Consider the following 26184-nt stretch of genomic DNA (forward strand, 5'->3'; position numbering starts at 1 on the left):
ATAGACCATCGATCGCTCGCCCGGCGACCATCAATCGCTCGCTTTGCGATCGCCTTGCTAGCACTTTCCTTGCACGCAACTTCTCTCGCGGCCGCAGATGTGCCTCCATCGCGCATCGTCTCGATCGGCGGTTCCATTACCGAAATCGTCTATGCCCTCGGCCAGGAAAAGCGGCTGGTCGCCGTCGACACCACGAGCACCTATCCGGCGGAAGCCGCCGAACTGCCGAATGTCGGATATATGCGCGCTCTTTCCGCTGAAGGCGTGCTTTCCCTGAAGCCGGACCTCGTGATCGCCGTCGAGGGAGCGGGACCGCCGCAGGCTATCGATGTGCTGAAAAGCTCATCGATCCCCTTCCTCGAAGTCCCGGACCAGCATTCCGCCGCCGGTGTCGCCGCCAAGATCCGGATCGTCGGCAAAGCACTCGGGGTCGAAGCCCGGGCGGAAGACCTGGCGGCACAAGTCGCGCTCGGAATCGCGCAAGCCAGTACGCCCGGAGCCGGCCAGACAGACAGGCCGAAAGTCGCGTTTCTGCTGTCGGTGACCGACGGCAGGCTGCTCGTCTCGGGCGCGGGCACCGCTGCAGACAGCGCGATTCGCCTGGCTGGCGGCAAAAATGCCTTCCCGTCCTTCGAAAACTACAAGCCTGTAAGCGGCGAAGCGCTGGTTGCGGCCAATCCCGACGCCATCGTCGTCATGCGCCGCAAGGAGCATGATCCGACGCAAGCGGTGCGCGCCATTCCCGGCATCCATCTGACATCCGCCATCAGGAGCGACCGGCTGATCGCAATGGACGGCCTCTATCTGCTCGGCTTCGGACCGCGCACGCCGGGTGCCCTGCGAGAACTCGCCGAAAAGCTGAGAGCCTCGGATGACTGAAACCGTCGCCGGATCGGAGCTGTATCCTCCGAAGCGGCCGTTGTTCGGCCGGGCCGTTCTCCGCCGCGCTGCAATCCCGTTCCTTCTGACGCTGCTGACCCTGGCGATTTGCGCCTCGGTCGTCATCGGGCCGTCGGACGTAACCTTCCCGGACGTGCTGGCTCTTCTTGACGCGTCGCTAAGGGGTGATCCTGCAGGCGATGGTCTTCGGAACGCGGTTATTGTCTATGATATCCGCCTGCCGCGCACATTGCTCGGTTGTCTCGTCGGCGCCGGTCTCGCCGTTTCGGGTGCGATGATGCAAGGGCTCTTCCGTAACCCGCTCGCCGATCCGGGTCTAATCGGCGTTTCGTCAGGCGCGGCCCTGGCAGCGGTGGCGGCGATTGTGCTGGCGGGCAGTTTCAGCCTGGTAATCCCTTCCTCATTGCGCCCCCACCTGCTGCCGGTCGCAGCCTTTGCCGGCGGCCTGCTGACGACAATCCTCCTTTACGCGGTCGCAACGCGGAGCGCCCAAACCTCCATCACCGCCATGCTTCTGGCAGGCATCGCGTTAGGCGCGCTATCCGGGGCCTTTACCGGGTTCATGATCTTCAGGAGCACCGACGACCAGCTGCGCGACTTCACCTTCTGGAGCATGGGCAGCCTTGGCGGCGCCACCTGGCGGGAAGTGATCGCGATTCTGCCCTTCATCGCCTTGCTGTTCGCCGCGCTGCCCTTCGTCGGCAACGGCTTGAACGCCCTGCTTCTTGGAGAAACGGATGCCTATCACCTGGGCTTCGATCCGCAGCGGCTGAAGCGCTGGATCATCGTGCTGACGGCGGCGGCGACCGGCAGCGCGGTGGCTGCGGCCGGTGCCATAGGCTTCGTCGGCATCGTCGTTCCCCACATGCTGAGGATGGCGATCGGACCGGACCACCGGCTGCTTTTGCCGGCCTGCGCCCTTCTCGGCGCCGCCCTCCTTGTCGGAGCCGACATCCTCAGCCGCACGATCGTAGCCCCGGCGGAACTGCCGATCGGAATTGTCACCGCGATTATCGGCGCGCCCGTCTTCCTGTCGATCCTGCTTCGCCGCCGCGCCGTCTTCGATTTCTAGGGAGCGTCTCATGCTCGTGGCCAGAAACCTGCACTACTCGGCTGGCGGACGACAGCTTCTCGCCGATATCAGCCTGGAAATTCGCCCCGGCGAACTGACCGTGATCGTGGGCCCGAACGGCGCCGGAAAATCGACGCTCTTCTCCTGCCTTACCGGAGAGCGCAAACCCCGCTCGGGAACCGTGACCTTGAATGGGCGCGATCTCCGGCGCTTCTCGGCACCCGAACTTGCGGCTCTTCGCGCGGTGATGGCGCAAAGCGCCCTGCTTTCCTTCCCCTTCACCGTGCAGGAAGTGGTGGAGCTTGGCCTCGCGAGAGCGGGCACCAACAGCGCACGGAGCCGTCTGATCGCCGAGGAAGCGCTCCATCGTGTCGACCTCGCCGGTTACGGTTCCCGCTCCTACCAGACGCTCTCGGGCGGCGAACGCCAGCGCGTCCAGCTTGCCCGTGTTCTCTGTCAGGTCTGGCGACCGGTTGCAGGCGGCGGGCCGCGCTATCTCTTCCTCGACGAGCCGACTTCGAGCCTCGATATCCGCCATCAGTTCGACGTCCTGGAGATCGCCGCCGATTTCGCAAAGCGTGGCGGGGCGGCCATCGCAATCCTGCACGATCTCGCAATCGCAAGAACCTACGCGGACAAATTGATCGTACTGGAGAACGGCAGGCTCCACTCCAGCGGTGAACCTGCTATCACGCTGAAGGCGGATATGCTCAAGCAGGTCTTCCGGCTTTCCGACGCTCACCTGGCTCGCATGGCGGCATCGATCTCGGCTCCAGACCATTCCTCAGCGGTGGCAACGGCGCGCCTCTAGCAATCCTTCACTCGCCACCTTCACCCGCCATCGTCGCGACGACCAGCTCGCGCAGATGCTGTGCCAAGGGGCTCATGACGTGGTTCTTCCGCGATATGAGGTGATAGGGATTGACGATGATCGGCTCGTCGAGTTCGAGCGCGACCAGCCCGCTTTCAATGCCTTTCGGTCCAAGAAGTTCGCCGACTTCGCGGGATATCGGCCCGATGGCATCGGAAGACGACAGATAGGCGATCATCACCAACAACGAGGTCGTATTGACGATTTCGTCGGGGAGCGGGATCGCACGCGTGACGAAGGCCTCCTCCACTGCCTGCCGCATGGGCGTATGCGGTGCCTGGATCACCCATTCGAAACCGGCAAGATCCCCGAGGCTCGAGAGCTTTTGGCCCGCAAGCGGATGGCTTTCGCGAACAAGGAACCGGACCACTTCCACGCGCCCGCGTCGAATATTGAACTGCCGGGCGTCCGTGCCAGCGGGAATGCGAGACAGGACGAAGTCGTACTCGCCTTTGAGAAGTCCGGCGATCAGCGCGTCGCTCGGCGCGACGTCGACATGAATGTCGGCCTTTGCGGCCGTCTTCTTCAACTGCTGGATCGCCGGAACGACAAACGCGACGGCGCTGCCGGTCACGGCACCGACCCGGGCTGAGCCGGCGCGACCGAGCCCGACGGCATGCACTTCGCCCAATGTGCGATCGAGATTGTTCAGCAGGCCCACGGCGTTGCGGGCGATGATCTCGCCAATTGGCGTCGGCGTCATGCCTTTGGGATGCCGATGGAAGACCGGAGCGCCGATGGCCTGTTCGATACCGGCAAGCATGCGGGAAGCGGCCGGTTGCGTCATCGCCAGTTGAGCCGCCGCCAGCGCGAGCTGCCCGGTATCGCGGATCGCAAGGATCAGGCGGAAGTCTTTAAGTTGCAGGCGATTGGCGTGCACAAGCATCACGGACTTACCAGTTTTGATATGCAGATTGTCAATCTACTCAATTGAACCGCATGTGACAGTGTTTTTATCTGCGGGTGGATCGGGAGGATCCGCAACGGCACCGCCAGCTCGAAACTGTCGATCTGACGTTTGGGCGGCAGGCGGTTACGCATTTCTCGGGAGGAACTGATGAGGAAACTCGTTTCCGCGCTGTCCGCGCTTGCGCTTGGCGCAGGACTACTTGCTGCTCCAGCACTTGCTCAGGACAAGGGTACCGTTGGCATCGCCATGCCGACCAAGTCTTCGGCTCGCTGGATCTCTGACGGCAATTCGATGGTCGAGCAATTCCAGAAGGCCGGCTATGCAACCGATCTGCAGTACGCCGAAGACGACATTCCAAATCAGCTCGCCCAGATCGAGAACATGATCACCAAGGGCGTGGACGTGCTGGTCATTGCCGCGATCGACGGCACGACCCTGTCCAATGCCCTGGAAAACGCCGCGGCGTCCGGCATCAAGGTGATCGCCTACGACCGTCTGATCCGCGACAGCGGCAACGTCGACTATTACGCGACATTCGACAACTTCAAGGTGGGCGTGCAGCAAGCGTCCTCGCTCGTCGGCGGCCTGAAGGATCGCTTCGGCGACGGGCCATACAATGTCGAGCTTTTCGGCGGCTCGCCGGACGACAACAATGCCTTCTTCTTCTACGACGGCGCGATGAGCGTCCTTCAGCCGCTGATCGACGAGGGCAAGATCAATATCGTTTCGGGCCAGATGGGCATGGACAAGGTCGGCACGCTGCGCTGGGACGGCGCGGTGGCGCAGGCCCGCATGGATAACCTTTTGTCGGCCTACTACACCGACAAGCAGGTCCATGGCGTCCTTTCCCCCTATGATGGCCTTTCCATCGGCATCCTGTCCTCGCTGAAGGGCGTCGGTTATGGATCGGGCGATCTCAAGATGCCGATCGTTACCGGCCAGGATGCGGAAGTCCCCTCCGTCAAGTCGATCCTTGCAGGCGAGCAGTACTCGACCGTTTTCAAGGATACCCGCGAACTCGCGCGCGTGACCGTCGGCATGGTCGATGCCCTGCTGCAGGATTCCACGCCCGAGATCAACGACACCAAGACCTATGACAACGGCGTCAAGATCGTGCCGTCCTACCTGCTCGAGCCGGTTTCCGTCGACGGGTCGAACTGGGAAGCCATCCTGATCGGCTCCGGCTACTACACGCTGGACCAGATCAAGTAAGTCCATAAAGCCGCCACGGACCAGCCTGCCCGTGCGTTTTCTTCACACGCGGGCAGGCCGGCAACGAAGGCGTGGCAATCAAGGTGCGGCGATGACGGCCCTTCTGGAGATGCGCTCCATCACCAAGACCTTTCCAGGCGTGAAGGCGCTGGACACGGTGAATCTCACCGTTATGGAGGGCGAAATCCACGCTCTTGTCGGTGAAAATGGCGCTGGAAAATCGACGCTGATGAAGGTGCTTTCCGGCGTCTATCCATCCGGCACCTATGACGGCGAAATCCACTATGACGGCAAGCTGGCTGCCTTTTCCGGCATCAATGACAGCGAGGCCGTCGGCATAATCATCATTCACCAGGAGCTGGCGCTGGTGCCGCTTCTGTCGATTGCCGAAAACCTGTTCCTCGGCAACGAGCGCGCGGCGCGCGGCGTCATCAACTGGCGCGAGACTTTCCGGCGGACAGAGGAACTGTTGAGGAAAGTCGGACTGGCGGAGCCGCCAACCGTTCTGGTCGACAGTCTCGGCGTCGGCAAGCAGCAGCTCGTGGAGATCGCCAAGGCACTCTCCAAGGACGTCCGGCTGCTCATTCTCGATGAACCGACAGCGGCCCTTTCGGAGGCCGACAGCCAGGCATTGCTGGACCTGCTTCTCGAGCTCAAGTCGCACGGCGTCACGTCGATCATCATCAGCCACAAGCTGAACGAGGTCCGCCGCGTCGCCGACCGTATCACGGTCATCCGCGACGGCTCGACGATTTCGACGCTCGACGCGCGCACCGAACCCGTGACGGAAGATCGCATCGTGCGGGACATGGTGGGCCGCGACATGGCGCACCGCTATCCGGACCGCGAGAGGCGGGCGGGCGACATCCTGATGGAGGTGAGGAACTGGAACGTCTGGCACCCGGAACACTCCGGCCGCCAGGTCATCCATGACGCCAACCTGACGGTGCGCGCGGGGGAGGTCGTCGGCATTGCCGGGCTGATGGGAGCCGGGCGCACCGAGCTCGCGATGAGCATTTTCGGGCGCAGCTACGGCCGCAACATCTCGGGCGAAGTGCTGATGCGCGGCGAGCCCATCGACGTGTCGAGCGTCGATCGCGCGATTGCCGCCGGCCTTGCCTATGTGACGGAAGACAGGAAAACGCTCGGGCTTGTTCTCGACGAGACGATCGAGCGCAACATCACGCTCGCCAATCTCAAGGCTGTCTCGACGCGCGGCGTCATTTCCGAGGCCCGCGAAACGATGGTCGCGGAAAAATACCGCGCGGCTATGAACATCCGCACGCCCTCGGTCTTCCAGAAGGTCGTGAACCTTTCCGGCGGCAACCAGCAGAAGGTCGTGCTGTCGAAGTGGCTGTTCGCCGGGCCGGAAGTGCTGATCCTCGACGAGCCGACGCGCGGCATCGACGTGGGGGCGAAATTCGAGATCTACAGCATCATCAACGAGCTGTCGGCACAGGGCAAAGGGGTGATCATGATCTCTTCGGAAATGCCGGAGATGCTCGGCATGTGCGACCGCATCTATGTGATGAACGAAGGCACGCTCGTCGGCGAACTGACCGCCGCCGAGGCAAGCCAGGAGCGCATCATGTCGCTCATCGTGACCGATTAGAGCGCTTTCCACGAAGACTGGATCGTTTTCGTGATAAGAAATCGCTCCAATATCAATATGTTGAAGCATATCCTTTTCGTCAGATCCGGTTCAGATTTGACGGGATATGCCCTAGGGAGGAGGGGCTGATGGTGGAAGCGGTGGATACCCGCGCCGAGCCAGCCGGAGCAACAAACGGGATCGGCGCCTATCTCGTCAAGCATATGCGCGAGTACGGGCTTCTGTTCGCCCTCATCGCCATCATGGTCTTCTTCCAGGTGGTGACGGACGGGACCTTGTTGCGCCCGGTGAACATCACCAACCTGTTCCTGCAGAACAGCTACATCATCATCATGGCGCTCGGCATGCTGATCGTCATTGTCTCCGGCAATATCGATCTTTCCGTCGGCTCGGTGATGGGTTTCATCGGCGCGCTTGCCGCGGTCCTGATCGTGCAGTGGGGCTTGCCCGTGCCGCTGGCGATTCTCGCCTGCGTCATGGTCGGTATCGGGATCGGCGCCGCCCAGGGCTATTGGGTCGCCTATTGGAAGATCCCCTCCTTCATCGTCACGCTTGCCGGCATGCTCGTCTTCCGCGGACTGTCGCTCTGGCTGCTCGAAGGGCAGTCCGTCGGACCATTCCCCCAGAGCTTCCAGGTGCTGTCGACCGGCTTCATTCCCGACATTTTCGGCGTTGGACGGCCGAATGTGACGGCAATCGCCGCCGGCCTCGTCGCCGTTGCGCTGATCGTCTGGCTCGGGGTGCGCGACAGGGCTCATAACCGGAAATACGGCATCGAGGGCGAGCCGGCAGGCTTCTTCATCGCCCGCAACCTGATCGTCGCCGGCGCCCTGCTTTTCGTCGCCTACAAGCTTTCCACCTTCCGCGGCCTGCCGAACGTCCTGATCTCCATGGTCGTGCTGACGGTGATCTACGCCTTCCTGACCGAGAACACGACGCTGGGGCGCAGGATCTACGCTCTTGGCGGCAACGAGAAGGCGGCAAAGCTTTCGGGCATCAAGACCGAGCGGCTGACCTTCCTCGCCTTCGTCAACATGGGCATGCTGGCCGCCCTTGCCGGCCTCATCTTCGCGGCACGCCTCAATACGGCGACGCCGAAGGCCGGCTTCGCTGTCGAACTCGACGTGATCGCAGCCGTCTTCATCGGCGGCGCTTCCATGTCCGGCGGCGTCGGCAAGATCGTCGGCGCGGTCGTCGGCGCCTTCATCATGGGCGTGATGAACAACGGCATGTCGATCATGGGTATCGGCATCGACTACCAGCAGGTCATCAAGGGGCTGGTGCTCCTCGCCGCTGTCTGCTTCGACGTCTACAACAAGCAGAAGCAGGGCTGACGCAGGACCGCCGCAAACGAAAGACGGACTCATGGCCATGAAGATCGCCCTGGCAGGCATCGGCAAGATCGCCCGCGACCAGCACGTTCCCGCAATCCGCGCTTCGCGGGACTGGGAGCTGGCGGCAACGGTATCCCGCCATGGCACCGTGGAGGGCGTTGAGTCCTTCAGCAATATCGCGGCGCTGCTGGACGCTCGTCCGGATATCGAGACGATATCGCTCTGCCTGCCGCCCGTGCCGCGATTTGCCTCTGCCGTCGCGGCGATCGGGGCGGGACGCAATGTCATGCTGGAAAAGCCCCCGGGAGCGACCTTGACGGAATGCCGGACGCTCGAAACCATGGCGCGCGAGGCCGGCGTTTCGATCTTCGCCACCTGGCATTCGCGTGAGGCAGCGCAGGTCGCCGCTGCCAAGGCCTGGCTTGCGGACAGGCGCATCCTCCGTCTCAAGATAACCTGGAAGGAGGATGTACGCCGGTGGCATCCGGGCCAGGCATGGATCTGGCAGCCGGGCGGCCTCGGGGTCTTCGATCCGGGCATCAATGCCCTCTCCATCCTGACGGAAATCCTGCCCGACCCGATCCATATCGCCTCGGCGACACTGTCATTTCCGGAGAATTGCGAAACTCCGATCGCAGCCGATCTGATTTTCGCCCATCCTTCCGGCGCGCAGGCAACCGCCGAGTTCGACTTCCGCCAGCAGGGCGAGCAGACCTGGACGATCGAGATCGAAACGACAGCCGGCAGTCTTCGCCTCTTGGACGGAGGCGCGAAGCTCTTGATCGATGGTGTGATTCAGGAAGTGCCGTGTGGCGCCAACGGACCGCTGAACGGCGAGTATCCGCGCCTATACGCCAAAATGGCAACTCTCGCCGGCTCACGCGGAATAGATATGGACCTCACGCCCATGGCGCTTGTGGCGGATGCTTTCCTGCTCGGCCGGCGGGTGGTCGTCGAACCGTTCCACGAGTGACACCGCCTGAAATGCGCAGCCGCAGACAGAAAGTCGACCGAAAGGACTTCAGATGAAAGACGCTCTCACCGGCATTCTGCCCGTCGCGCCCACGCCCTTCCACGAGGATGGCCGTGTCGACGAAGACGGCATGCGTCGCGTGATCGACTGCATGATCGATCAGGGTGTCGACGCCATCTGCATCCTCGCGAACTACTCCGAACAATTCCTCCTCTCCGACGAGGAGCGCGCCTTGTTGATGCGCCTCAGCCTGGAACATGTCGCGGGCAGGGTACCGATGATCGTCACGATCAGCCATTTCTCGACCGACATCGTGACACGCCGCGCCAGGGATGCGCAAAGCATGGGCGCGTCGATGGTCATGATGATGCCGCCCTATCACGGCTCGGGTCTGTTCCCCGCGCCCCAGGGCATTTTCGAGCATTTCCGGGCGGTCAATGACGCGATCGGCATCCCGATCATGGTCCAGGACGCCCCGCTTTCCGGCGTTCCGCTTTCGGTCGATCTTCTGGCAAGGCTCGCGCGCGAACTGGAGAATGTCTCCTATTTCAAGATCGAGTGCCCCTTTGCCGCTGACAAGCTGGCCGCGCTGATCGAAGCCGCGGGCGATCACATCGCCGGCCCATTCGACGGTGAAGAGGGCGCGACCTTGCTTGCCGATCTCGATGCGGGAGCTACCGGCAGCATGACTTCGGCCATGTTCCCGGACAAGATCCGTCCGATCATCGCGGAACATCGCTCGGGCAATCTCTCGGCGGCCCTGGCCCACTGGACCACCTGCCTGCCGCTGATCAATCACGAGAACCGTCAATGCGGGTTGCGGGCGACGAAGACCGTCTTCATGGAGGGCGGCGTCATTCGCAGCGATGCGGTGCGCCACCCGCTGAAGCCGATGTCGGATCGAACGAAAACACGCCTTCTCGAACTGGCGCGCGACCTCGACATACTCGCGCTGAAGTGGGGCAAGTAAGCAATCGGACGCAAGGAGCGCTCCGCGTGACCATCACCAAGGCGAACATCCAAAAACTTCCCGCCGACCGCTGCGAGCTGGGCGAAGGCCCGCATTACGATCGCTCGAGCGACAGCGCCTGGTGGTTCGATATTGTCGGCAAGGCCCTGTTCGAACACCGCTTCGCGACGGGGCAGACCTTTGGGCATCCCCTTCCCCGCATGGCCTCCTTGGTCGCCCGGATCGACGACCGGCGGCAGCTTCTTGCCATGGAGGACGGTATCTATCTGCGCCGCCTTGCCGATGGCTCCTTGTCGTTGCTCGCCCCCCTCGAGGCGGACAAGCCAGCGAACCGGTCGAACGACGGACGCGTGCATCCCTCGGGCAGGCTTTGGATCGGCACCATGGGCAAGAATGCCGAATGGCAGGCCGGCGCGATCTACTGGTTCGATGGCCGGAACATCCGGACGCTGTTTCGCAAGATCACCATTCCCAATTCCATCTGCTTTTCGCCCGATGGCAGGACCGGCTATTTCGCCGATACCGCAGCCAACATCGTCTGGCGTGTCGCGCTCGACCCTTCGACCGGCCTGCCTGTCGGCGAACCGGAGACCTTTCTGGAGGCGAAGGATCTGCCGCTCGGCGGCTATTTCGACGGCTCGGTGACGGATGCCGACGGGCTCCTGTGGAATGCCGCCTGGGGTGGCGGTTCCGTCTCGGGCTTTGCGCCCGACAGCACGCTGGTCCGGACTTTCGAAGTGCCCGCGGCTCAGACGAGCTGCCCCTGTTTCGTCGGACAGCGCCTTGACTGCATGCTGGTAACCTCCGCATGGCAAGGCTACACGGATGCAGCGCGGGCGGCCGATCCGGGCGCCGGGTTCACCTACCTGATCGATGGCGACTTCAGGGGGAAGCCCGACGCGGCATTCCTCCTGGCGGACGAAATCCAGCAAACCGGCTGAAAGCAGGATAAAGTGATGGCTTTCCTGAACGGCTTTCCCTTGGAAAGCTGTTCCCTGTTCACGGACACTGGAGTGAGGAATGTCCATCATCGAGCCGGTCGATCTCTCCCGACCCCAATGCCGGGACAGGTCATGGACGCACCGGGCGATCGAGCTGCTACAGGGCGATCGCCGGCGCTCGGCAGACACGCATCTCCTCAATCCCGTCTTCAAGGGGCTCAAGGGGCTCTCGGTCTACCTGAAGGACGAGTCGTCCCATCCCACCGGCAGCCTGAAGCACAGGCTGGCCCATTCCCTGTTCCTTTATGGCATCTGCAACGGCTACATCCGCGAAGGAACGACGGTGGTCGAGGCGTCCTCCGGTTCGACTGCCGTGAGCGAGGCCTATTTCGCCCAGTTGCTCGGCCTGCCCTTCATCGCCGTCATGCCGCGCACCACCAGCCGGGCGAAGATCGAGGCGATCGAACGTTTCGGCGGCACGTGCCATTTCGTCGAAAAGCCGGGCGAGGTCTACGAGGCCGCCGAGAGGCTGGCGCGGGAGACGGGCGGCCATTATCTCGACCAGTTCACCAATGCGGAACGGGCGACGGACTGGCGCGGCAACAACAATATCGCCGAAAGCATCTTCAGCCAGATGGAGTGCGAACCTCATCCGGTCCCGGACTGGATCGTCATGAGCCCCGGCACCGGCGGCACCTCGGCGACGATCGGACGTTACATCCGCTACCGCAATCTCCCCACGCGCCTTTGCGTCGCCGACGTCGAGCACTCGGCATTCTATGACGCCTACGTCTCGGGCGACATGTCGGTCACCTGCCCAACCCCGTCCCGCATCGAGGGCGTGGGCCGACCGCGTGTCGAACCTTCCTTCATGCCGGGCGTGATCGACCACATGCTGCGCATACCCGATGCCGCGTCCATCGCCGCCGCGCATGTCCTATCCGAACGCCTGTTCCGCCGCGTCGGCGGCTCGACCGGCACCAATTTCTACGGCCTTTGCCAGCTTGCCGCCGGCATGATCAAGGAAGGGCGCGAAGGATCGCTGGTGACGCTCATCTGCGACAGCGGTGACCGATATGCCTCGACCTATTTCGATGAGGACTGGCTGCGAAGCAACGAGATCGACATTGCGCCATACCGCGAGAGAATAGAGCGATTCCTCGACAGCGGGGAATTCGTCTAGCCACCATGTCCGTTTGTTCAGGTCATAGTGCGATCTGGTACAACAAATAAGAGCCTGCTCTCAGTAGCAGGCACGAATTCTCCGCGCGCCAAACCAGAACGAATATTCGCCTTTTATGTTCATTAGTTTGACAGATTGCCGCGCTCCGCTCATTACCTTACGTCCGCATATTGACAGCCCGGACGCCTCGGCCTTACGTTTCTGGTCCAACAAATAGTCGCAGGCCAATCTGATCCGGTTTTCCGATCTGGGGGATGGCGGTGAATATGGTGGAAGGTGCGCTGCCACTCGACATGGCGCCGGCAAACGCTTCGGCCGTTGACTCGGTCGTGCACCAGATTCGCGAGCTCATCGCGGATGCCGGACTAAAAGTGGGCGACAGCCTGCCCACGGAGCGCGAGTTGTGCGCGCAATTCAGCGCCAGCCGAAACACCGTCCGCGAAGCCATGCGCATTCTCAAGGCCTATGGTCTGGTCGACGTGCGGCCGAAGGTCGGGGCGACGATCACCGACAATCGCATGTCGCGCGCCTTCGAGCTGTTCTCCTTCAACACGATGGAAGTCTCCCTCAAGACTTTCAGCGACGTTCAGGCCTTCCGCGCCCTGCTCGAGGTCGGCTCCGTCGAGCAGATCTTCGACAGGCTGGTGGACCGCGATATCGACGATCTCCGCCGCATCAATGCGGATCTTTCCCGGATTCACGACATGGCGGAAGCTTCGCAAGTCGATTTCGATTTCCATGTCAGGCTGATCGCAATCCTCGACAACGCCGCGATCCTCGACGTCTACAAGGTGATGAAGCCGATCATCCTGCGCATCATGCAGAAGGGCAAGACCCGCAGGACATTCAAGACCGAGACCTATTCGGAGCACGAAGAAGTCATCGACGCCCTGTCGGCACGGGATCGGCTGGCCTTCCAGTACCGGCTCCGCGGCCATCTCATGAAAGGGTTCAAATATTTCAACGAGGAGATGGAAGCGTCGAGCTGACGAAAAGAGCTTCATAGTCCGTGCATTACCGAAAGCGCGGTGACGGGCAGCGCCGGCCCGCCGGAAGACCCAGGAAAGCAGGCGCGCAAGGGAGGAAATGCTATGAAAGCAGCTTGGAAATGGTCCGCTGCCCTGGCAGCGCTGACGCTGTCGGTGAGTATGGCAGCCGCCGGGCCGCAGGTCGTGCAGGGACCCGGCGCCGATCCCGGATGTTTCGCCCCCTGGTCGGACGATACGGCTTATTTCCAGTGGGAAGCCAAGCCGGGCCCCTATCGCATCGCGGTCGTCAACGGCTTCGTCGGCAATACCTGGCGCATCCAGATGATCAAGACGGCAAAGGCCTTTGCCGAAGATCCGGCGATCAAGGACAAGATCAAGGAATTCAAGGTCGTGTCCACCGGTACGGATGCGCCGGCGCAGCTGGGAGCCATCGAGGACTTCATCAATCAGGGCTTCGACGCCATCGTCACAATTGCGGTCTCACCCGACGGGTTCGACCGCGTCATCCGTCTGGCCGACAAGAACAACGTGGTGGTCGTCCCCTTCGACAACGTGCTCGACACCGACAAGGTGATGCAGGTGAACGAGGACCAGCTCGCCATGGGCCGGACCTGGGCGGAATTCCTGCTCAAGGAACTGAAGGACCAGGGCAAGACCTCCGGCAAGATCCTGGAAGTTCGCGGATTGCCGGGCAATTCCGTCGACCGCGACCGTTCGATCGGCATCCATGAAGTGCTGGAGGCTTCCGGCGGAGACTGGGAGGTGGTGCAGGTGGTCGGCAACTGGGACGACGGCACCGCTCAGAAGGTGACCGCCGATGCCATCGCCGTTCATGGCAAGTTCGATGCCATCGCCGCACAGGGCGGCACGACAGGCGTCGTCCAGGCAATGATCGATGCGGAGCACCCGATGGTGCCGATCGCCGGGGAATCGGAGAACGGCTATCGCAAGCTGGTCGCCAAACATTCCGGCGACGGGTTGAAAGGCATTTCGATCGGTCAGTCGCCCGGCCTCGTGGCGATTGCGATGAAGGCGGCGCTCTCCGCACTTGAGGGCAACGTCATGCCGCAGCTCATATCCGTACCGCTTCCGGTCGCGGACTATTCGACCTTGCAGGACGGCGTGAACTACTGGACCGACCTGCCGGACAACTTCTTCACGGTCAACGAGTTCCCGCCCTGCGGCGTGAACATTTCCGGCCCGGCGATCATGTCGCAGTCGGAAGCCGACGTGAAATAGTCGCGACGCAATACTCCTTCGGCCCCGGTATTCCGACCGGGGCCATTCTTCCCGATTTCCTGACCCTAAGCGGCGAGAGCGTGCGCATGACCGACGCCATTGTCGAATATCGCGGCATATCCAAATTCTTTGCCGGCATTCGCGCCCTGGAGAATGTCGATTTCGCCTGCAAGGCCGGTTCGATCCACGCAATTCTGGGCGAAAATGGCGCCGGGAAATCCACGCTGATCAAGATCATGGCGGGCGTTCTCCAGCCGGATACCGGCGAGATGCTGCTCGAAGGCAGGCCCATTGTTTTCCCCACGCCCACAGCCGCCAATGCCGCCGGCATCGTCTGCATGTTTCAGGAACTGTCGCTTGTCCCGGATCTTTCGGTCGCCGACAACATCTCCATCTCGGACCCGCCGCGACGCTTCGGCCTCATCGACCGGCGCGCCCAGGTCGCCCGCGCGCAAGAATTGCTGGCGCGCGTTCGTTGCGAGGATGTCGACCCCAATGCCCTGGTGCGGGAATTGTCGCTCTCGCGCCGCCAGATGGTCGAAATCGCCAAGGCGATCGGGCGCAATCCCAAGGTGCTGATCCTGGATGAGGCGACTTCCGCCCTCACCTCCCGTGACGTGCAGACGGTCTACGACCTGCTGGCTGAATTGAAAGCGGACGGCATCGCAAGCCTTTTCATCTCGCATCGCATGCACGAGGTCGACGCGCTGTGCGACACGCTGTCCGTGTTTCGCAACGGCCAGCATATCGAGACCTTCGCCAAGGGCGAGAAGAGCGAGCGCGAGATCGTGCGCCTCATGATCGGCCGCGATGTCGAAGCCCAGTTTCCCGCCAAACCGCCGAGCAAACCGGAGGATCAGCGCGGCGAGGAGTTGCTGAGCGTGCGCAATCTCAAGTGGGAAAACCGGCTGAACGGTATCGATCTGTCGCTGCGGCGCGGCGAGATCGTCGGCCTCGGCGGCCTCGATGGCCAGGGCCAGAAGGAATTGCTGCTGGCCCTTTTCGGCGTGCTTCGGGACGTCGAAGGCGAGGTCATCGTCGGCGGACGCAAAGGCCTGCCATCGTCGCCGGCAGCCGCCAAATCCGCACGCACGCGCATCGCCCTCGTTCCCGAGGACCGCAAGACCGAAGGCCTGATGCTCGGCATGCCGATCGCCGACAACCTCCTGGCGGCTTCCTTCTCGAAGATTTCGCGCGGCCCCCTGATCGACCCGCTTCTTGCCCGCCAGGCGGTCGATGAGGGAGTTGAAAAGCTGAACATCAAGATCGGCTCGGCCGAGGATGCGGTGATGACGCTGTCCGGCGGCAACCAGCAGAAGGTCGTGATCGCCAAATGGCTGATGACCGATCCCGATATCATCCTCCTCAACGACCCGACCCGCGGCATCGATGTCGGCACGAAGCAGGAGATCTACCGGCTCATGCGCGAACTCGCCAACGAGGGCAAGGCGATCCTCTTCTATTCTTCCGACTATGCCGAGCTGATCGGCTGCTGCGACCGGGTTTCGGTGCTCTATGGCGGCCGGGTCGTCAGCGAGCAGCAAGGCGATGCCATTACCGAGGAAAGCCTCGTCGCCGCCTCCCTCAACATCGGTGTCGAGGCAGCATGAAGGGCAAGGCTGGTATCAGGCGCTGGCTGCTGCAGAACCTCGGCTTCGCAACGGCGGTGCTGCTGTTCATTGTACTGTTTGCGACCTACAACGTGCTGCATCCGAGGGGCTTTTCCTCAGCCGTCGCGATCCAGAACTCCAATGAAACGGTTGCGATCGCCTTCGTCGCCATGGCGCAGACCCTGCCCGTCCTTCTGGGCGGCCTCGATCTGTCCGTCGGCGCGGTGATGACGCTCACCAATTGCGTCGCTTCGGAGCTGCTGTATGGCTCGCCGGCACAGATCCTCCTCGGCGTGCTGCTGACCCTGATGACCGGCGCGGCATTCGGTCTGATGAATGGCTGCATCGTCGTCTACGGGCGGATCCAGCCGATCATCGCCACTCTGGCGACCGGCGCGATCGCCATTGGCCTTGCATTGCTGATCCGGCCGAAACCGGGCGGCAAGGTCGATGACGACCTGAGCTGGGCACTGACAAACTCCGTCTATGATCTTGCCGACACCTACGGCTTCGCCGACGGCGGCAATGCCTGGTGGCTCAGGCCTTTCGCCGATATCCCGGTTCCGGTGATCCTGGTTCTTCTGGTCGCCTTCGTCGTCTGGGTGCCGTTCCGCCGCTCGGTAACCGGGCGGACGGTCTATGCCATCGGCTCGGCGGAAGGCGCGGCCTATATGTCCGGCCTGCCGATCCACCGTGCCAAGATCGCAGCCTTCACGCTCGGAGGCTTCCTTGCGGCGTGCGGCGGCCTCTATCTCGCGATCCAGACATCGTCCGGCAATGCCGATATCCAGCAGGCCGGCGCCTATACGCTGAACTCGATCGCCGCCGTCGTGCTCGGCGGCACCTCGCTGCTTGGCGGTGTCGGCGGAGCGATCGGCAGCCTGTTCGGCGCGATGATCCTGCGGGTCATCTCCTTCTATTTCCGCATCCTCGATATCGACCCGCTCCTGCAGCCGCTTATCGAAGGCGTCGTCCTTCTGCTTGCCGTCTCCTTCGGCGCCTTCCGCACGCTGAGGGTCAAGAACCAGCTCGATCTGTTCAGGTAGGCCCGCCATGCGCTTGTCAGTCGCCCCCGAGAACCGGCCCATCGTTATCGCGTCGCTTTTCATCGCCGCCATTCTGGCGGCCGGCACCGCCTATACCTTATCGACGACCGGGACGACGCCGCTCCTCTCGCCGAACTACCTGCTGCAGCAATTGCAGACGGGCGCATTCCTCGGCATATGCGCCGCCGGCATGATGATGGTGATCCTGCTCGGCCAGATCGACCTGTCCGTGCCGTGGACATTGACGGCAGCCGCGATGACGGCAACGGCGGTCGGCGGCGATATGGCGGTGCCAACGGCCCTCGCCGTCGGACTTGCAGTCGGGCTGCTGAACGGATTCGGCGTTGCCTATCTGCGCATTCCCTCGATGATCTTCACCCTCGGCGTCGATACCATGCTTCGCGGGCTGATGGTGGCGCAGACGGGCGGCTTCGCACCGCAGGATACCGCAACGCCATTGATGTTGTTCCTCGCGAAGGACCGCATTTTGGGGATACCGGTCGCGATTTTCGTCTGGGCCGCCGTATCCCTCGTCATCGCGCTTATTCTCACTCGCACCGGTTTCGGCCGCTCGATCTACGCCACGGGTTCCAGGGAGGGCGCCGCCTACCTCTCCGGCATCCGCACGAAATGGGTGATCGTCGGCGCATTCGTCACGTCAAGCCTGTGCGCGGCCATCGCAGGCGTATTGCTGACGGGCTATTCCGCCAAGGCCTATCAGGGCATGGGCAATGCCTTCCTGCTGCCGGCGATCGCCGCGGTGGTGCTCGGCGGCACGCATATCCTGGGCGGCAGGGGGCGCTATGCCGGCACGTTGGTGGGCGTCATTCTCATTGTGCTTCTCAATTCTGTTCTGTCGATCATGCAGATGCCGGAAGCAGGCCGTCAGATTATCTACGGCGCCGTGATCATCGGCATGCTGCTGGTCTATGGCCGCAACCAGCAAGTGACGTCGTAGGGGGAAACAGCCATGCCCGGCGCACATTACCAGATCCACGATGAGCGCTTTGCCGGCCTCATCCACGGCAATGCGAATATCGACGTCCTGTGGAGCGGCGGGCGCTGGACGGAAGGACCGGCCTACTTCGCGGCCGGGCGCTATCTCGTCTGGTCCGACATCCCGAACGACCGCCTGCTGCGCTGGGACGAAACAAGCGGCCATGTCTCCACATTCGAGCAGCCGTGCCGCAACCAGAACGGACATACGGTCGATCGCGAGGGGCGGCTGATTTCCTGCGAACACCGTGGCCGCTGCGTTAGCCGATACGAGATCGACGGCTCCTATACGGTCCTCGCGGACAGTTACGATGGCAAGCGTCTCAATTCCCCGAACGACGTCGTCGTGAAATCGGACGGCTCGATCTGGTTTACCGACCCCTCCTACGGAATCGACAGCGACTACGAGGGCGATGCCGCGCCGATGGAGCAGGACGGGCGGCATGTCTATCGCATCGATCCGTCCGGCAAGATCAGCCGCGTCATCGACGACATGAAGCAGCCGAACGGACTGGCATTCTCCGCCGATGAATCCGTCCTTTACGTCGCCGACACCGGCAAGACCCATTTCCCGGACTGCACGCCGGTCATCCGCAAATACCCGGTCAAGCCGGACGGCGCCTCGCTCGGGCCCGGCGCGGATTTCGTCTCCTGCGACGCAGGCCTCTTCGATGGCTTTCGTCTGGATACCAACGGCAATATCTGGTCATCCGCCGGCGACGGCGTGCATTGCTTTTCGCCCGACGGGACGCTTCTCGGCAAGATCCTGATCGACGAGGTGGTGGCGAATATCTGTTTCGGTGGCCCGAAACGCAATCGCCTCTTCATTTGCGCCACAACGACCTTGCGCTCGATCTATGTCAACGCGCGCGGCCTGACCTGATGCAGGATCGAAGACAGGGCTAGCCGAAAGCGACCGACTGACGGGGAACCACCTGGCATTCGACCTTGATCTGGGTGGGTCTCGCGGCCGACCCTCTCGCCTTTTCGATCAACATCTCGGCTGCGATCGCTCCCATTTCCCTGAAAGGCAGCAGCAGCGTGGTCAGTGGTGGCCGCATGAATTGCGCAATCTCGCGATCGTCGAAGCCGACTACGGCAACATCCTCGGGAATGCGCAATCCAAGTTCCCTGAGAGCGTCATAGCAGCCCATCGCCATCATGTCGTTCGCGCAGAAGATCGCGTCGGGCGGTCCCGAAAGTGACATCAGCTCGCGCGTCATCTCATACCCGGCCGAAGGCTCCCAATTGCCGGGCCGCACAAGCTCCGGGTCGAACGGAATGTCGTGGCTGGCGAGCGCCTGCCGGTAGCCCCTGAGCCTGTCGCGGCTGGCATCCAGGCCCGGCTGGCCGTTGATCATTCCGATCCTTCTGCGTCCCGCCAGGATCAGTTGTTCGGTCGCAACCCGGCCTCCCACGACATCGCCCGGAAGAACGGAGGGCAGGCGCCGCTCGGCATCGTAGCAATTGAGGAGCACGGTCGGTTGTTCCAGCATGGCGGCGGTCGGCTTGATCCGGCGTGTCAGGATCGTCCCGAACACCATCCCCAGCAGCGGCTTTTGCCGCATCTGATCGACAACGAACGTATCCGCCTCCGGATCGCCGGGAGTGATCGCCATGCAGGCGGACATTCCGTATTCGAGCGCCTTTTCCCGCGCGCCGTCGAAGGCAAGGGCCATCCATGGGTCGGTCGTCACCTCGTCGGCGATGAATCCGATCACCGTCTGGTCGAGGGGAGCAACCCGCTTGCCCCGACGCACAAGCTGGTAGCCCAAATCCTCCGCCGCCCGCTTCACCCGGCTTCTCGTGTCCGCGCTGAAACGGGCTCCCGGATTGCCGTTGAGCACCAGGGAAACGGTTGCCTGCGACACGCCGGCCTGCGCCGCAACATCCATCATGGTCGGCTGCGGTCTCGGTCCGGCAAGTTGCACCCTGTATTGGTCCTTGATGCTCATGCCATCCTTTCAACGGGCTTCCGGTTGCTAGTCCTGCCCCCTAAGCGCCCGGATCCGCTCGAATGCGACCGCCACGACGATGAACGTCCCGATGAAGGCGCCTTGCCAGAAGGTGGAGATTCCAAGCAGGATCAGCGAGTTGCGGATAACCTCGATCAGCAGGGCACCGACCACGGCGCCCAGCACGGTACCCTCGCCGCCGGCAAGATTGGCTCCCCCGATGACCGCCGCCGCGATCACCGTCAGCTCCATCGCCGTGCCGAGATTCGTGGTCACGCTGCCGAGCCAGCCGACCATCAGGATGCCCGCCACGCCTGCGGTGAAGGACGAGAACATGTAGATCGTCACCTTCGTCCGCTGCACGGCAATGCCGGTCAGGGTCGCGGCGTTTTCGTTGCCGCCGATCGCGAACACATACTGCCCCCAGCGCGTCCAGCGGAAGACGAAGCTCATCACCAGCGCCAGCACCACCATGACGATGAGCGGGTTCGGGATGCCGAGGACGTTGCCACCGCCCAGCGCCAGCAGCAGGTCGTGGTCCGGCCCGAACTCGTAGATCATCCTGTTGTTCGACAGGACGAGGGCCAGCGAGCGCGCCAGCGACAGCATTCCAAGCGTCACTACAAAGGGCGGTATGCCGAGATAGGCGATCACGATGCCATTGACGAAACCGACAAGCAGCGACGCGCCAAGCGCGAGCAGCGCCGACGGCCAGAAGCCGAGGCCGGAAGACATCGCAACGCCGATCACCACGGCCGACAGCACCACCGACGCACCGACGGACAGGTCGATCCCGCCGGAAGCGATGACCGTCGTCATACCGATCGCAATGATGCCAACGAAGGCGAAATTGCGGGTGACGTTGAAGAGGTTGCGTTCAGTCGCGAACGTATCCGTCACCAGCGTCAAGGAAATGCAGCCGAGCGCTGCGGCGATAAATACCCAGAAGACCTGCTGGTTCATCAGCCGCGACAGCAATGTGCCGTGCTGGCTGTGGCCGATCGCCTTTTCGAGCGAAACTGTCATGCGGGCACCCGTTGAATACTGTCGATAGCTCCGGTGATGAGCCCGGTCACTTCTTCAGGCGATGTGGTTTCGGTCAGCATGTCGGCGACCAGTTCTCCACGCCTCAGCACAGCGATCCGGTCACAGACGGAAAAGACGTCGGGCATGCGGTGGCTGATCAGGAGCACCGATATTCCCCGGTCGCGCAGCCGCCGGATGAGCTCGAGCACTTCCGCCACTTGCCTGACTGAAATCGCCGCCGTCGGCTCGTCCATCAGCACGACGCGTGGTTCGGCAAGCAATGTTCGCGCTATCGCCACCGCCTGGCGCTGGCCCCCGGACATGCGTCGCACGAGGTCGCGCGGCCGGGTCTCGGACTTGAGCTGCGCAAACAGTTCGCCGGCTTTTCTATGCATCGATCGATAGTCGATGATGCGAACCGGACCGAAGGACTTCTTCAGTTCGCGCCCCAGAAAGACGTTCGAAGCCGCGCTCATGTTGTCGCAAAGCGCGAGGTCCTGGTAGACGACTTCAATCCCGGATCTCTGGGCATCCCTTGGCCGGTGAAAGTCGCACGTCTCTCCCTCCAGATAGATCGAGCCATGCGAAGGCCGGAAGTTGCCTGCAATGATCTTGACGAGAGTGGACTTGCCGGCGCCGTTGTCTCCCATCAGGCCCAGCACTTCGCCGCCCGCGAGCGTCAGCGACACGTCATCGAGTGCCCGGATCGCACCGAAATGCTTTCCGACCCCCTCGAGCCTCAATCTTTCCAAGGTGGCCTCCTCCCTGTTCCCTCTACGGAAACACCGCCTCCAGAGCTGTTGACTTAATATTATTAGCAAATATTATCATCAAATCTACCGTTACGTAATTTTTGAATACCGGCGCACGTATGGCGCAATGCTGAATAGAAAAGCCCAACTTTGGATACCGGACATGTAGAAACGCCGGGCCCCGCGACCCGGCGATCGAAGCGCCAAGTCAAAAGAGCGCGCCAGAGCAGACCACCAAAGTCGCGGACTAGTGCATCAGGGAGGATGACATGAGAATAACCAGTCTCCTGGCGGCAGCCGCGCTGCTTGCGGTTACTGTTGGCGCCGGCCAGGCCCAGGACAAGAAGACCCTGGCCATCGTGGTCAAGGGGCTCGACAATCCGTTCTTCGAGCAGATCAACCTTGGCTGCCAGAAGTGGATGTCCGAGAACAAGGACAGCGAATATCAATGCCTCTACACGGGCCCCGCCTCTTCGGCCGACGAGGCTGGCGAAGTCCAGATTGTCGATGACCTCCTGACGAAAGGCGTTGCGGCCATCGCCATCTCGCCATCCAACGCGCCTGCCATGGCGAACCGCATCCGTCAGATTGCCCCCACCGTGCCGGTCATGACCATCGACGCCGATTTCCTGGAAAAGGACCGCGATCTGCGTGCAACCTATCTGGGTACGGACAACTATCTGATGGGCGTCAAGATGGCCGAGCAAGCCATGGCGCTGAAGCCGGACGGCGGAACGGTCTGCCTGCAACTTGGTAATGTCGCGGCCGACAACATCAATGCGCGCGCGCAGGGCTTCCGCGACACGGCCAGCGGCGAGAAGGGCATAGAGCGGCTGACCGGCCAGAACGGCTGGACCGAAATCGATGGCTGCCCGGTCTTCACCAATGACCAGGCCGACCTGGCCAATCAGCAGATGGCAGATACCTTCACTGCCAATCCGGACCTGGACGCATTCATCCTCATCGGCGGCTGGGCGCAGTTCGCGCCGCAGGCCTACGCCCAGGTGACAGACCAGGTGATGGACAAACTGAAGTCCAGGGACCTGATCATTATTGCCGGCGACACGCTGCCGCCGCAGACACAGGCCTTTCGCGACGGCCGCAGCCATGCGCAGGTCGGGCAGCGCCCCTTCGAGATGGGGTATCGCGCTCCCGACGTGATGATCCAGCTCATCAACGGCGAGAAGGTCGACGACCCTCTCTATACCGGACTTGACGTTTGCAACGAGGAAGATCCGGGCTTCTGCGCCAACAACTGAGCCCTGTGCTTCAACGATCAATGCCCCGTGCCGCCCGCGACAACCGGTGGCGCGGGGCATATTTTTTGATCAGGCTTGCCGCTCCAGGTGGGCTAACCTCACGATCGGTTCGATTTGCTCAAAACCATTGATTCTTGAGCGCTTTCTTATCGATCAGATGGTACCGCCTGATCGGAAGGCGTTCTAGAAGAACGCTAGTCACACTAGTCGTAAATGAACGGGGACGGAACGATGACCAATCCAATCCGCTGGGGCATTCTTGGCGCATCGAATTTCGCGGCCACGATGATGGGCCCGGCGATCCACGAAGCCGACGACGCCGAGCTTGTTGCGCTCGGCACCTCCTCACCGGCCAAGGCCGGCGCATTCCGCGCCTTTTGCCCGAACATCCGCGTTCAGTCCTATGACGAGCTTCTGGCATCCGACGATATCGACGCGGTCTACATTCCGCTGCCGAACACGCTGCACGTCGATTGGTCGAAGAAAGCTCTCAAGGCCGGCAAGCACGTCCTGACGGAAAAGCCGATCGCCATGGCGGCCGAGGAGATCGACGAGTTGATCGCGCTGCGCGATTCAACCGGCCTCTTCTGCGCCGAGGCCTACATGATCGTTCATCATCCGCAGTGGCTCAAGGCTCGGGAGCTGCTGGCCGAAGGCGCGATCGGCCGTCTCGTGCATGTCGACGTCTCCTTCAGCTACAACAACCCCGATGCCGGAAATATCCGCAATCGGGCCGATGTCGGCGGCGGCGGCATTCGGGACATCGGCGTCTACACGATGGGCTCGGTTCGCTGGGCGACGGGCGAGGAACCCGTCGACGTCGAGGCGAAGGCGGAGTGGGAGAACGGCGTCGACACCACCGCCCATGTCTGGGCGCGCTTTCCGTCCTTCACCTTCAAGAGCATGACCTCGACCCGCATGGCTCCCCGGCAGGAAGTCGTCTTCCATGGCGACAAGGCCGTGCTTCGCGTCACCGCTCCGTTCAATGCGGCGATCTTCGGCGAGGAAAAGCTGGTCCTGGAGCGCGACGACAAGACGATCACGCATTTCCGCTATCCCGGCACCCGGCAATACAAGCTGCAGGTAGAAAATTTCGGCCGGACCCTGCGCGACAAGGCGCCCTATCCCTGGACGCTTGAAAACGCGCGCGGCACGCAGGCCATGCTCGATCGCGTCTTCGCCGCGATTGCTGAGTAGTCGCGCCGATGTTCCACACGGCGCGATAATCCGTATCAGGCCGAGGCAATCAACGTCGATATTGCTCGTCCGTGACATGCTCCATCCAGGTGACCGGCGAACCGTCCAGCTTTTCCTGAATGGCGATATGCGTCATGGCCGTTGCGGGCGTGGCGCCGTGCCAGTGCTTCTCTCCCGGTTCGAACCAGACGACGTCGCCAGGGCGGATCTCCTCGACCGGGCCGCCCTCGCGCTGGACCCAACCGCAACCGGCCGTGACGATCAGCGTCTGGCCGAACGGATGCGTGTGCCATGCCGTGCGCGCGCCCGGCTCGAACGTCACGCTCACTCCGGCAACGCGCGACGGTTCCGGGAGGCTCATCAATGGATCAATCCGCACGCTGCCGGTGAAGTAGTCTTCGGGCCCCTTGCCGGAAGGCTGCGAACCGCTGCGCTGAATTTTCATTCAGGGCCTCCTTCGTCTCTTGGAAATATCGATTTCGATCACCCGGGTATCGAGCTCACGGCCCTTCAGACAGAAGGTAATTCCATTTCCCTCGCCAGATTATCCCTTATTTCACGAATGGACTAATTGGGTGAGCCGATGATGAGACGCGAAAATACGGACGACCTGGCAGCGTTCCTCGCGGCAGCAAGCGGGCAGGGTTTCACCAGCGCCGCGGTCAGTTTGGATGCGCCACAGTCCGCTCTCAGCCAGATTACCAGCGATTTGGAAACGCGCATCGGAGAGGACGAAACTGGGAATTCGTATGTCATTGTCGCCGCTCTTTAATTTCCGGCTGCAGAGCTTCGCAGGAGTCGTCCGTGAGTATGGCTTGCCTAGGTGGGCCCAGTCCGGTAGCCCGGGTGTGCTCAAACCCTCGATCAGTTAGAATGGCGTCATGGATGAGATTCGCCAAATAACTGAGAAATACGATGCCACTTATGTCGAGCAAATCGCAAAATCGCAGGAAGACCTCAACTGGTTCGCGCTCGCCTTCTACAAGGACGTTGCGAAAATCTATGACTGCCTGACGCGGATAAAGAACGTGGAGCGCAATCCCACGGGCTTTTCTCTCGACGACGCTCCAATCCTCGGCCTGCTGGTGCGGGTCTGGAAGCTGCTCAAGGAAGTCATCCGCTACTACGAAGAGGACAACGCTGAGATAATCAGCATCCTTGAGCGCCCTCTGATCGAGGCGTCTGTTGTCGCCTCCTATCTGATGGCAAGCGGTCCGTCCGTCGTCGAGGATTACCGGAAGTGCTCTTACAAAGACCGCCTGCGCATTCTGCACGATCTTGAGAACGGCTCGGCCTTCTATGACACGAAGGCGGGCAAGCGCCTGCTCAAGTCTGTCCGCGAGAAAATGGACTTCGAGAGCCTGACCGCGAACGACTTCGATGTTCAAAAGCGGAACAGGTGGAGAATTCAGGGAAAGTCCTTTTATGAAATTTTCTCGGAAGTCGAGCACGCCGATCTGTACGCCGCCACCTACGGGATGATGTCCGAGTCCATTCACGGCTCCTGGAATGAGTCGATGGACTGGTGCCTCTCAAGGAACGACGACGGCACGTTCTCGGCGTTTCCGTTCAGCCATCCGGCCGACATTCGCTACGTCTCACCGACGCTGAAGTTCACGAACCGACCCTTCCGCCTTTGGCTTGAGCACATCGATGCCTATGACGAAAACCTGCGCGGCGTGATGGACTGGATCGAGCGCGTGAACGTCACGTTGTTCAAGCGGTTCGACGCGCAATACCGCGAGTAACGGCAGGTCACTACGTCGCCATCAGCAGGATAGCTGCACCGTCATGCGCAGGGACTAGGTCTCCGACCGTCGCCAGCCCGAATCGTATCCGGAGAAATATGGCGCACCGGGGAAGATTCGAACTCCCGACCCCCAGATTCGTAGTCTGGTGCTCTATCCAGCTGAGCTACCGGTGCTTGCCTTCGGGTGTTGCGATCCGCCGAAGCCGATCTTCTCAGGAACTGCCGGGCGCCGCCCGATCCGTTCAAACCACCCTGAACAGGGCGCTACCTCTACTCTGCCCATTCAGCGATTGCAAGAGCGCCGGCCTTCTTTTTTCGCTTTCGCCACAGCCTGTTGAAAACGCGGATAAATGAGGTCCGACAGGCCCACCGTCCGGTCTCGCAGAA

Annotated in this window: 25 protein-coding genes and 1 tRNA gene; 20 read left to right on the top strand and 6 right to left on the bottom strand. The window is 62.1% G+C overall.

The genetic code is table 11. The features are described 5' to 3' along the window. Window positions 1-99: 99 nt before the first annotated feature. From H2509_RS03445 to H2509_RS03455, 3 genes are read left to right on the top strand one after another with little or no spacing between them, the layout of a single operon-like run. Window positions 100-879 (top strand): heme/hemin ABC transporter substrate-binding protein, encoded by a 780-nt coding sequence (locus H2509_RS03445; RefSeq protein ID WP_328804963.1) that lies wholly within the window; start codon window positions 100-102, stop codon window positions 877-879. Continuing rightward, window positions 872-1972: a FecCD family ABC transporter permease gene (locus H2509_RS03450; RefSeq protein ID WP_182162333.1), complete on the top strand. Its 1101-nt coding sequence runs from the start codon at window positions 872-874 to the stop codon at window positions 1970-1972. Before H2509_RS03445 ends, H2509_RS03450 begins: the two co-directional genes overlap by 8 nt. A 10-nt stretch (window positions 1973-1982) precedes the next feature. Next, the gene (locus H2509_RS03455) at window positions 1983-2783 is read left to right on the top strand and encodes a heme ABC transporter ATP-binding protein (protein WP_182162335.1); all 801 of its coding nucleotides are present in this window, start codon (window positions 1983-1985) and stop codon (window positions 2781-2783) included. 7 nt (window positions 2784-2790) lie between these two features. Here the strand turns inward: H2509_RS03455 and H2509_RS03460 are convergent, their stop codons facing one another. Continuing rightward, a complete protein-coding gene (locus tag H2509_RS03460; protein WP_182162508.1) occupies window positions 2791-3729 on the bottom strand; it encodes a LysR family transcriptional regulator in 939 nt (312 codons plus the stop codon). Window positions 3730-3900: 171 nt separating this feature from the next. Between H2509_RS03460 and chvE the strand changes: the two genes are divergently transcribed. The 13 genes from chvE to H2509_RS03525 all read left to right on the top strand — a co-directional run bounded on the left by chvE (window position 3901) and on the right by H2509_RS03525 (window position 18741). After that, on the top strand, window positions 3901-4965 hold the full coding sequence (gene chvE / locus H2509_RS03465) for a multiple monosaccharide ABC transporter substrate-binding protein (protein ID WP_182162337.1): 1065 nt from the start codon (window positions 3901-3903) through the stop codon (window positions 4963-4965). Between the two features lie 91 nt (window positions 4966-5056). After that, complete coding sequence (gene mmsA, locus H2509_RS03470) at window positions 5057-6577, top strand: multiple monosaccharide ABC transporter ATP-binding protein (protein ID WP_182162339.1); 1521 nt, start codon at window positions 5057-5059, stop codon at window positions 6575-6577. Between the two features lie 128 nt (window positions 6578-6705). After that, window positions 6706-7911 carry a multiple monosaccharide ABC transporter permease gene (gene mmsB / locus H2509_RS03475; RefSeq protein WP_182162341.1) on the top strand — a complete coding sequence of 402 codons (1206 nt, stop codon included), beginning with the start codon at window positions 6706-6708 and terminating at the stop codon, window positions 7909-7911. A 31-nt stretch (window positions 7912-7942) separates the two neighbouring features. Beyond that, the gene (locus H2509_RS03480) at window positions 7943-8884 is read left to right on the top strand and encodes a Gfo/Idh/MocA family protein (protein ID WP_209001775.1); all 942 of its coding nucleotides are present in this window, start codon (window positions 7943-7945) and stop codon (window positions 8882-8884) included. A 52-nt stretch (window positions 8885-8936) separates the two neighbouring features. Then, window positions 8937-9854 (top strand): dihydrodipicolinate synthase family protein, encoded by a 918-nt coding sequence (locus H2509_RS03485; RefSeq protein WP_182162343.1) that lies wholly within the window; start codon window positions 8937-8939, stop codon window positions 9852-9854. Between the two features lie 32 nt (window positions 9855-9886). Continuing rightward, entirely contained in the window at window positions 9887-10795 is a 909-nt protein-coding gene (locus tag H2509_RS03490) for an SMP-30/gluconolactonase/LRE family protein (protein WP_328804973.1), read from the top strand. 79 nt (window positions 10796-10874) lie between these two features. Continuing rightward, window positions 10875-11978: a PLP-dependent cysteine synthase family protein gene (locus tag H2509_RS03495; RefSeq protein ID WP_182162345.1), complete on the top strand. Its 1104-nt coding sequence runs from the start codon at window positions 10875-10877 to the stop codon at window positions 11976-11978. Window positions 11979-12232: 254 nt separating this feature from the next. Next, window positions 12233-12967, top strand: a complete 735-nt coding sequence (locus H2509_RS03500; RefSeq protein ID WP_182162347.1) for a FadR/GntR family transcriptional regulator — start codon at window positions 12233-12235, stop codon at window positions 12965-12967. A 102-nt stretch (window positions 12968-13069) separates the two neighbouring features. Then, a complete protein-coding gene (locus tag H2509_RS03505) occupies window positions 13070-14206 on the top strand; it encodes a sugar ABC transporter substrate-binding protein (protein ID WP_182162349.1) in 1137 nt (378 codons plus the stop codon). Between the two features lie 86 nt (window positions 14207-14292). After that, window positions 14293-15816, top strand: coding sequence for a sugar ABC transporter ATP-binding protein (locus H2509_RS03510; RefSeq protein ID WP_182162351.1), 1524 nt, complete (start codon window positions 14293-14295; stop codon window positions 15814-15816). After that, on the top strand, window positions 15813-16862 hold the full coding sequence (locus tag H2509_RS03515; protein WP_182162353.1) for an ABC transporter permease: 1050 nt from the start codon (window positions 15813-15815) through the stop codon (window positions 16860-16862). The genes H2509_RS03510 and H2509_RS03515 overlap by 4 nt, the downstream gene beginning before the upstream one ends. A gap of 7 nt (window positions 16863-16869) precedes the next feature. After that, window positions 16870-17820 (top strand): ABC transporter permease, encoded by a 951-nt coding sequence (locus H2509_RS03520; protein ID WP_182162356.1) that lies wholly within the window; start codon window positions 16870-16872, stop codon window positions 17818-17820. A 12-nt stretch (window positions 17821-17832) separates the two neighbouring features. Further along, the gene (locus H2509_RS03525) at window positions 17833-18741 is read left to right on the top strand and encodes an SMP-30/gluconolactonase/LRE family protein (protein ID WP_182162358.1); all 909 of its coding nucleotides are present in this window, start codon (window positions 17833-17835) and stop codon (window positions 18739-18741) included. Window positions 18742-18760: 19 nt separating this feature from the next. Here H2509_RS03525 and H2509_RS03530 read toward each other — a convergent pair whose 3' ends face one another. From H2509_RS03530 to H2509_RS03540, 3 genes are read right to left on the bottom strand one after another with little or no spacing between them, the layout of a single operon-like run. After that, window positions 18761-19813: a LacI family DNA-binding transcriptional regulator gene (locus tag H2509_RS03530; RefSeq protein ID WP_235974663.1), complete on the bottom strand. Its 1053-nt coding sequence runs from the start codon at window positions 19811-19813 to the stop codon at window positions 18761-18763. A 27-nt stretch (window positions 19814-19840) separates the two neighbouring features. Then, on the bottom strand, window positions 19841-20839 hold the full coding sequence (locus H2509_RS03535; protein ID WP_182162360.1) for an ABC transporter permease: 999 nt from the start codon (window positions 20837-20839) through the stop codon (window positions 19841-19843). Then, complete coding sequence (locus H2509_RS03540; protein ID WP_182162362.1) at window positions 20836-21591, bottom strand: ATP-binding cassette domain-containing protein; 756 nt, start codon at window positions 21589-21591, stop codon at window positions 20836-20838. Before H2509_RS03540 ends, H2509_RS03535 begins: the two co-directional genes overlap by 4 nt. 269 nt (window positions 21592-21860) lie before the next feature. Here H2509_RS03540 and H2509_RS03545 point away from each other — a divergent pair, with 269 nt between their 5' ends. Both H2509_RS03545 and H2509_RS03550 read left to right on the top strand, forming a co-directional pair. Next, window positions 21861-22850 carry a substrate-binding domain-containing protein gene (locus tag H2509_RS03545; protein WP_182162364.1) on the top strand — a complete coding sequence of 330 codons (990 nt, stop codon included), beginning with the start codon at window positions 21861-21863 and terminating at the stop codon, window positions 22848-22850. Between the two features lie 231 nt (window positions 22851-23081). Beyond that, a complete protein-coding gene (locus tag H2509_RS03550) occupies window positions 23082-24047 on the top strand; it encodes a Gfo/Idh/MocA family protein (RefSeq protein ID WP_182162366.1) in 966 nt (321 codons plus the stop codon). A gap of 49 nt (window positions 24048-24096) precedes the next feature. Here H2509_RS03550 and H2509_RS03555 read toward each other — a convergent pair whose 3' ends face one another. Beyond that, entirely contained in the window at window positions 24097-24492 is a 396-nt protein-coding gene (locus tag H2509_RS03555; RefSeq protein ID WP_182162368.1) for a (R)-mandelonitrile lyase, read from the bottom strand. 138 nt (window positions 24493-24630) lie between these two features. Here H2509_RS03555 and H2509_RS03560 point away from each other — a divergent pair, with 138 nt between their 5' ends. Together H2509_RS03560 and H2509_RS03565 are read left to right on the top strand one after the other, a co-directional pair. Continuing rightward, window positions 24631-24819 (top strand): LysR family transcriptional regulator, encoded by a 189-nt coding sequence (locus tag H2509_RS03560; RefSeq protein WP_182162370.1) that lies wholly within the window; start codon window positions 24631-24633, stop codon window positions 24817-24819. A gap of 109 nt (window positions 24820-24928) precedes the next feature. Beyond that, window positions 24929-25795 carry a DUF5677 domain-containing protein gene (locus H2509_RS03565; protein WP_182162372.1) on the top strand — a complete coding sequence of 289 codons (867 nt, stop codon included), beginning with the start codon at window positions 24929-24931 and terminating at the stop codon, window positions 25793-25795. A 99-nt stretch (window positions 25796-25894) separates the two neighbouring features. Here H2509_RS03565 and H2509_RS03570 read toward each other — a convergent pair. Further along, a tRNA-Arg gene (locus H2509_RS03570) sits at window positions 25895-25971 on the bottom strand. Window positions 25972-26184 lie beyond the last annotated feature (213 nt).

It is taken from the genome of Stappia albiluteola, from assembly GCF_014050225.1.
Lineage (GTDB): Bacteria > Pseudomonadota > Alphaproteobacteria > Rhizobiales > Stappiaceae > Hongsoonwoonella > Hongsoonwoonella albiluteola.

Coding starts and splice junctions, on each gene's coding strand:
- H2509_RS03450 (WP_182162333.1), top strand. CDS start 872: ATGACTGAAACCGTCGCCGGATCGGAGCTGTATCCTCCGAAGCGGCCG.
- H2509_RS03455 (WP_182162335.1), top strand. CDS start 1,983: ATGCTCGTGGCCAGAAACCTGCACTACTCGGCTGGCGGACGACAGCTT.
- H2509_RS03460 (WP_182162508.1), bottom strand. CDS start 3,729: ATGCTTGTGCACGCCAATCGCCTGCAACTTAAAGACTTCCGCCTGATC.
- chvE (WP_182162337.1), top strand. CDS start 3,901: ATGAGGAAACTCGTTTCCGCGCTGTCCGCGCTTGCGCTTGGCGCAGGA.
- mmsA (WP_182162339.1), top strand. CDS start 5,057: ATGACGGCCCTTCTGGAGATGCGCTCCATCACCAAGACCTTTCCAGGC.
- mmsB (WP_182162341.1), top strand. CDS start 6,706: ATGGTGGAAGCGGTGGATACCCGCGCCGAGCCAGCCGGAGCAACAAAC.
- H2509_RS03480 (WP_209001775.1), top strand. CDS start 7,943: ATGGCCATGAAGATCGCCCTGGCAGGCATCGGCAAGATCGCCCGCGAC.
- H2509_RS03485 (WP_182162343.1), top strand. CDS start 8,937: ATGAAAGACGCTCTCACCGGCATTCTGCCCGTCGCGCCCACGCCCTTC.
- H2509_RS03495 (WP_182162345.1), top strand. CDS start 10,875: ATGTCCATCATCGAGCCGGTCGATCTCTCCCGACCCCAATGCCGGGAC.
- H2509_RS03500 (WP_182162347.1), top strand. CDS start 12,233: ATGGCGGTGAATATGGTGGAAGGTGCGCTGCCACTCGACATGGCGCCG.
- H2509_RS03505 (WP_182162349.1), top strand. CDS start 13,070: ATGAAAGCAGCTTGGAAATGGTCCGCTGCCCTGGCAGCGCTGACGCTG.
- H2509_RS03510 (WP_182162351.1), top strand. CDS start 14,293: ATGACCGACGCCATTGTCGAATATCGCGGCATATCCAAATTCTTTGCC.
- H2509_RS03515 (WP_182162353.1), top strand. CDS start 15,813: ATGAAGGGCAAGGCTGGTATCAGGCGCTGGCTGCTGCAGAACCTCGGC.
- H2509_RS03520 (WP_182162356.1), top strand. CDS start 16,870: ATGCGCTTGTCAGTCGCCCCCGAGAACCGGCCCATCGTTATCGCGTCG.
- H2509_RS03525 (WP_182162358.1), top strand. CDS start 17,833: ATGCCCGGCGCACATTACCAGATCCACGATGAGCGCTTTGCCGGCCTC.
- H2509_RS03530 (WP_235974663.1), bottom strand. CDS start 19,813: ATGAGCATCAAGGACCAATACAGGGTGCAACTTGCCGGACCGAGACCG.
- H2509_RS03535 (WP_182162360.1), bottom strand. CDS start 20,839: ATGACAGTTTCGCTCGAAAAGGCGATCGGCCACAGCCAGCACGGCACA.
- H2509_RS03545 (WP_182162364.1), top strand. CDS start 21,861: ATGAGAATAACCAGTCTCCTGGCGGCAGCCGCGCTGCTTGCGGTTACT.
- H2509_RS03550 (WP_182162366.1), top strand. CDS start 23,082: ATGACCAATCCAATCCGCTGGGGCATTCTTGGCGCATCGAATTTCGCG.
- H2509_RS03555 (WP_182162368.1), bottom strand. CDS start 24,492: ATGAAAATTCAGCGCAGCGGTTCGCAGCCTTCCGGCAAGGGGCCCGAA.
- H2509_RS03560 (WP_182162370.1), top strand. CDS start 24,631: ATGATGAGACGCGAAAATACGGACGACCTGGCAGCGTTCCTCGCGGCA.
- H2509_RS03565 (WP_182162372.1), top strand. CDS start 24,929: ATGGATGAGATTCGCCAAATAACTGAGAAATACGATGCCACTTATGTC.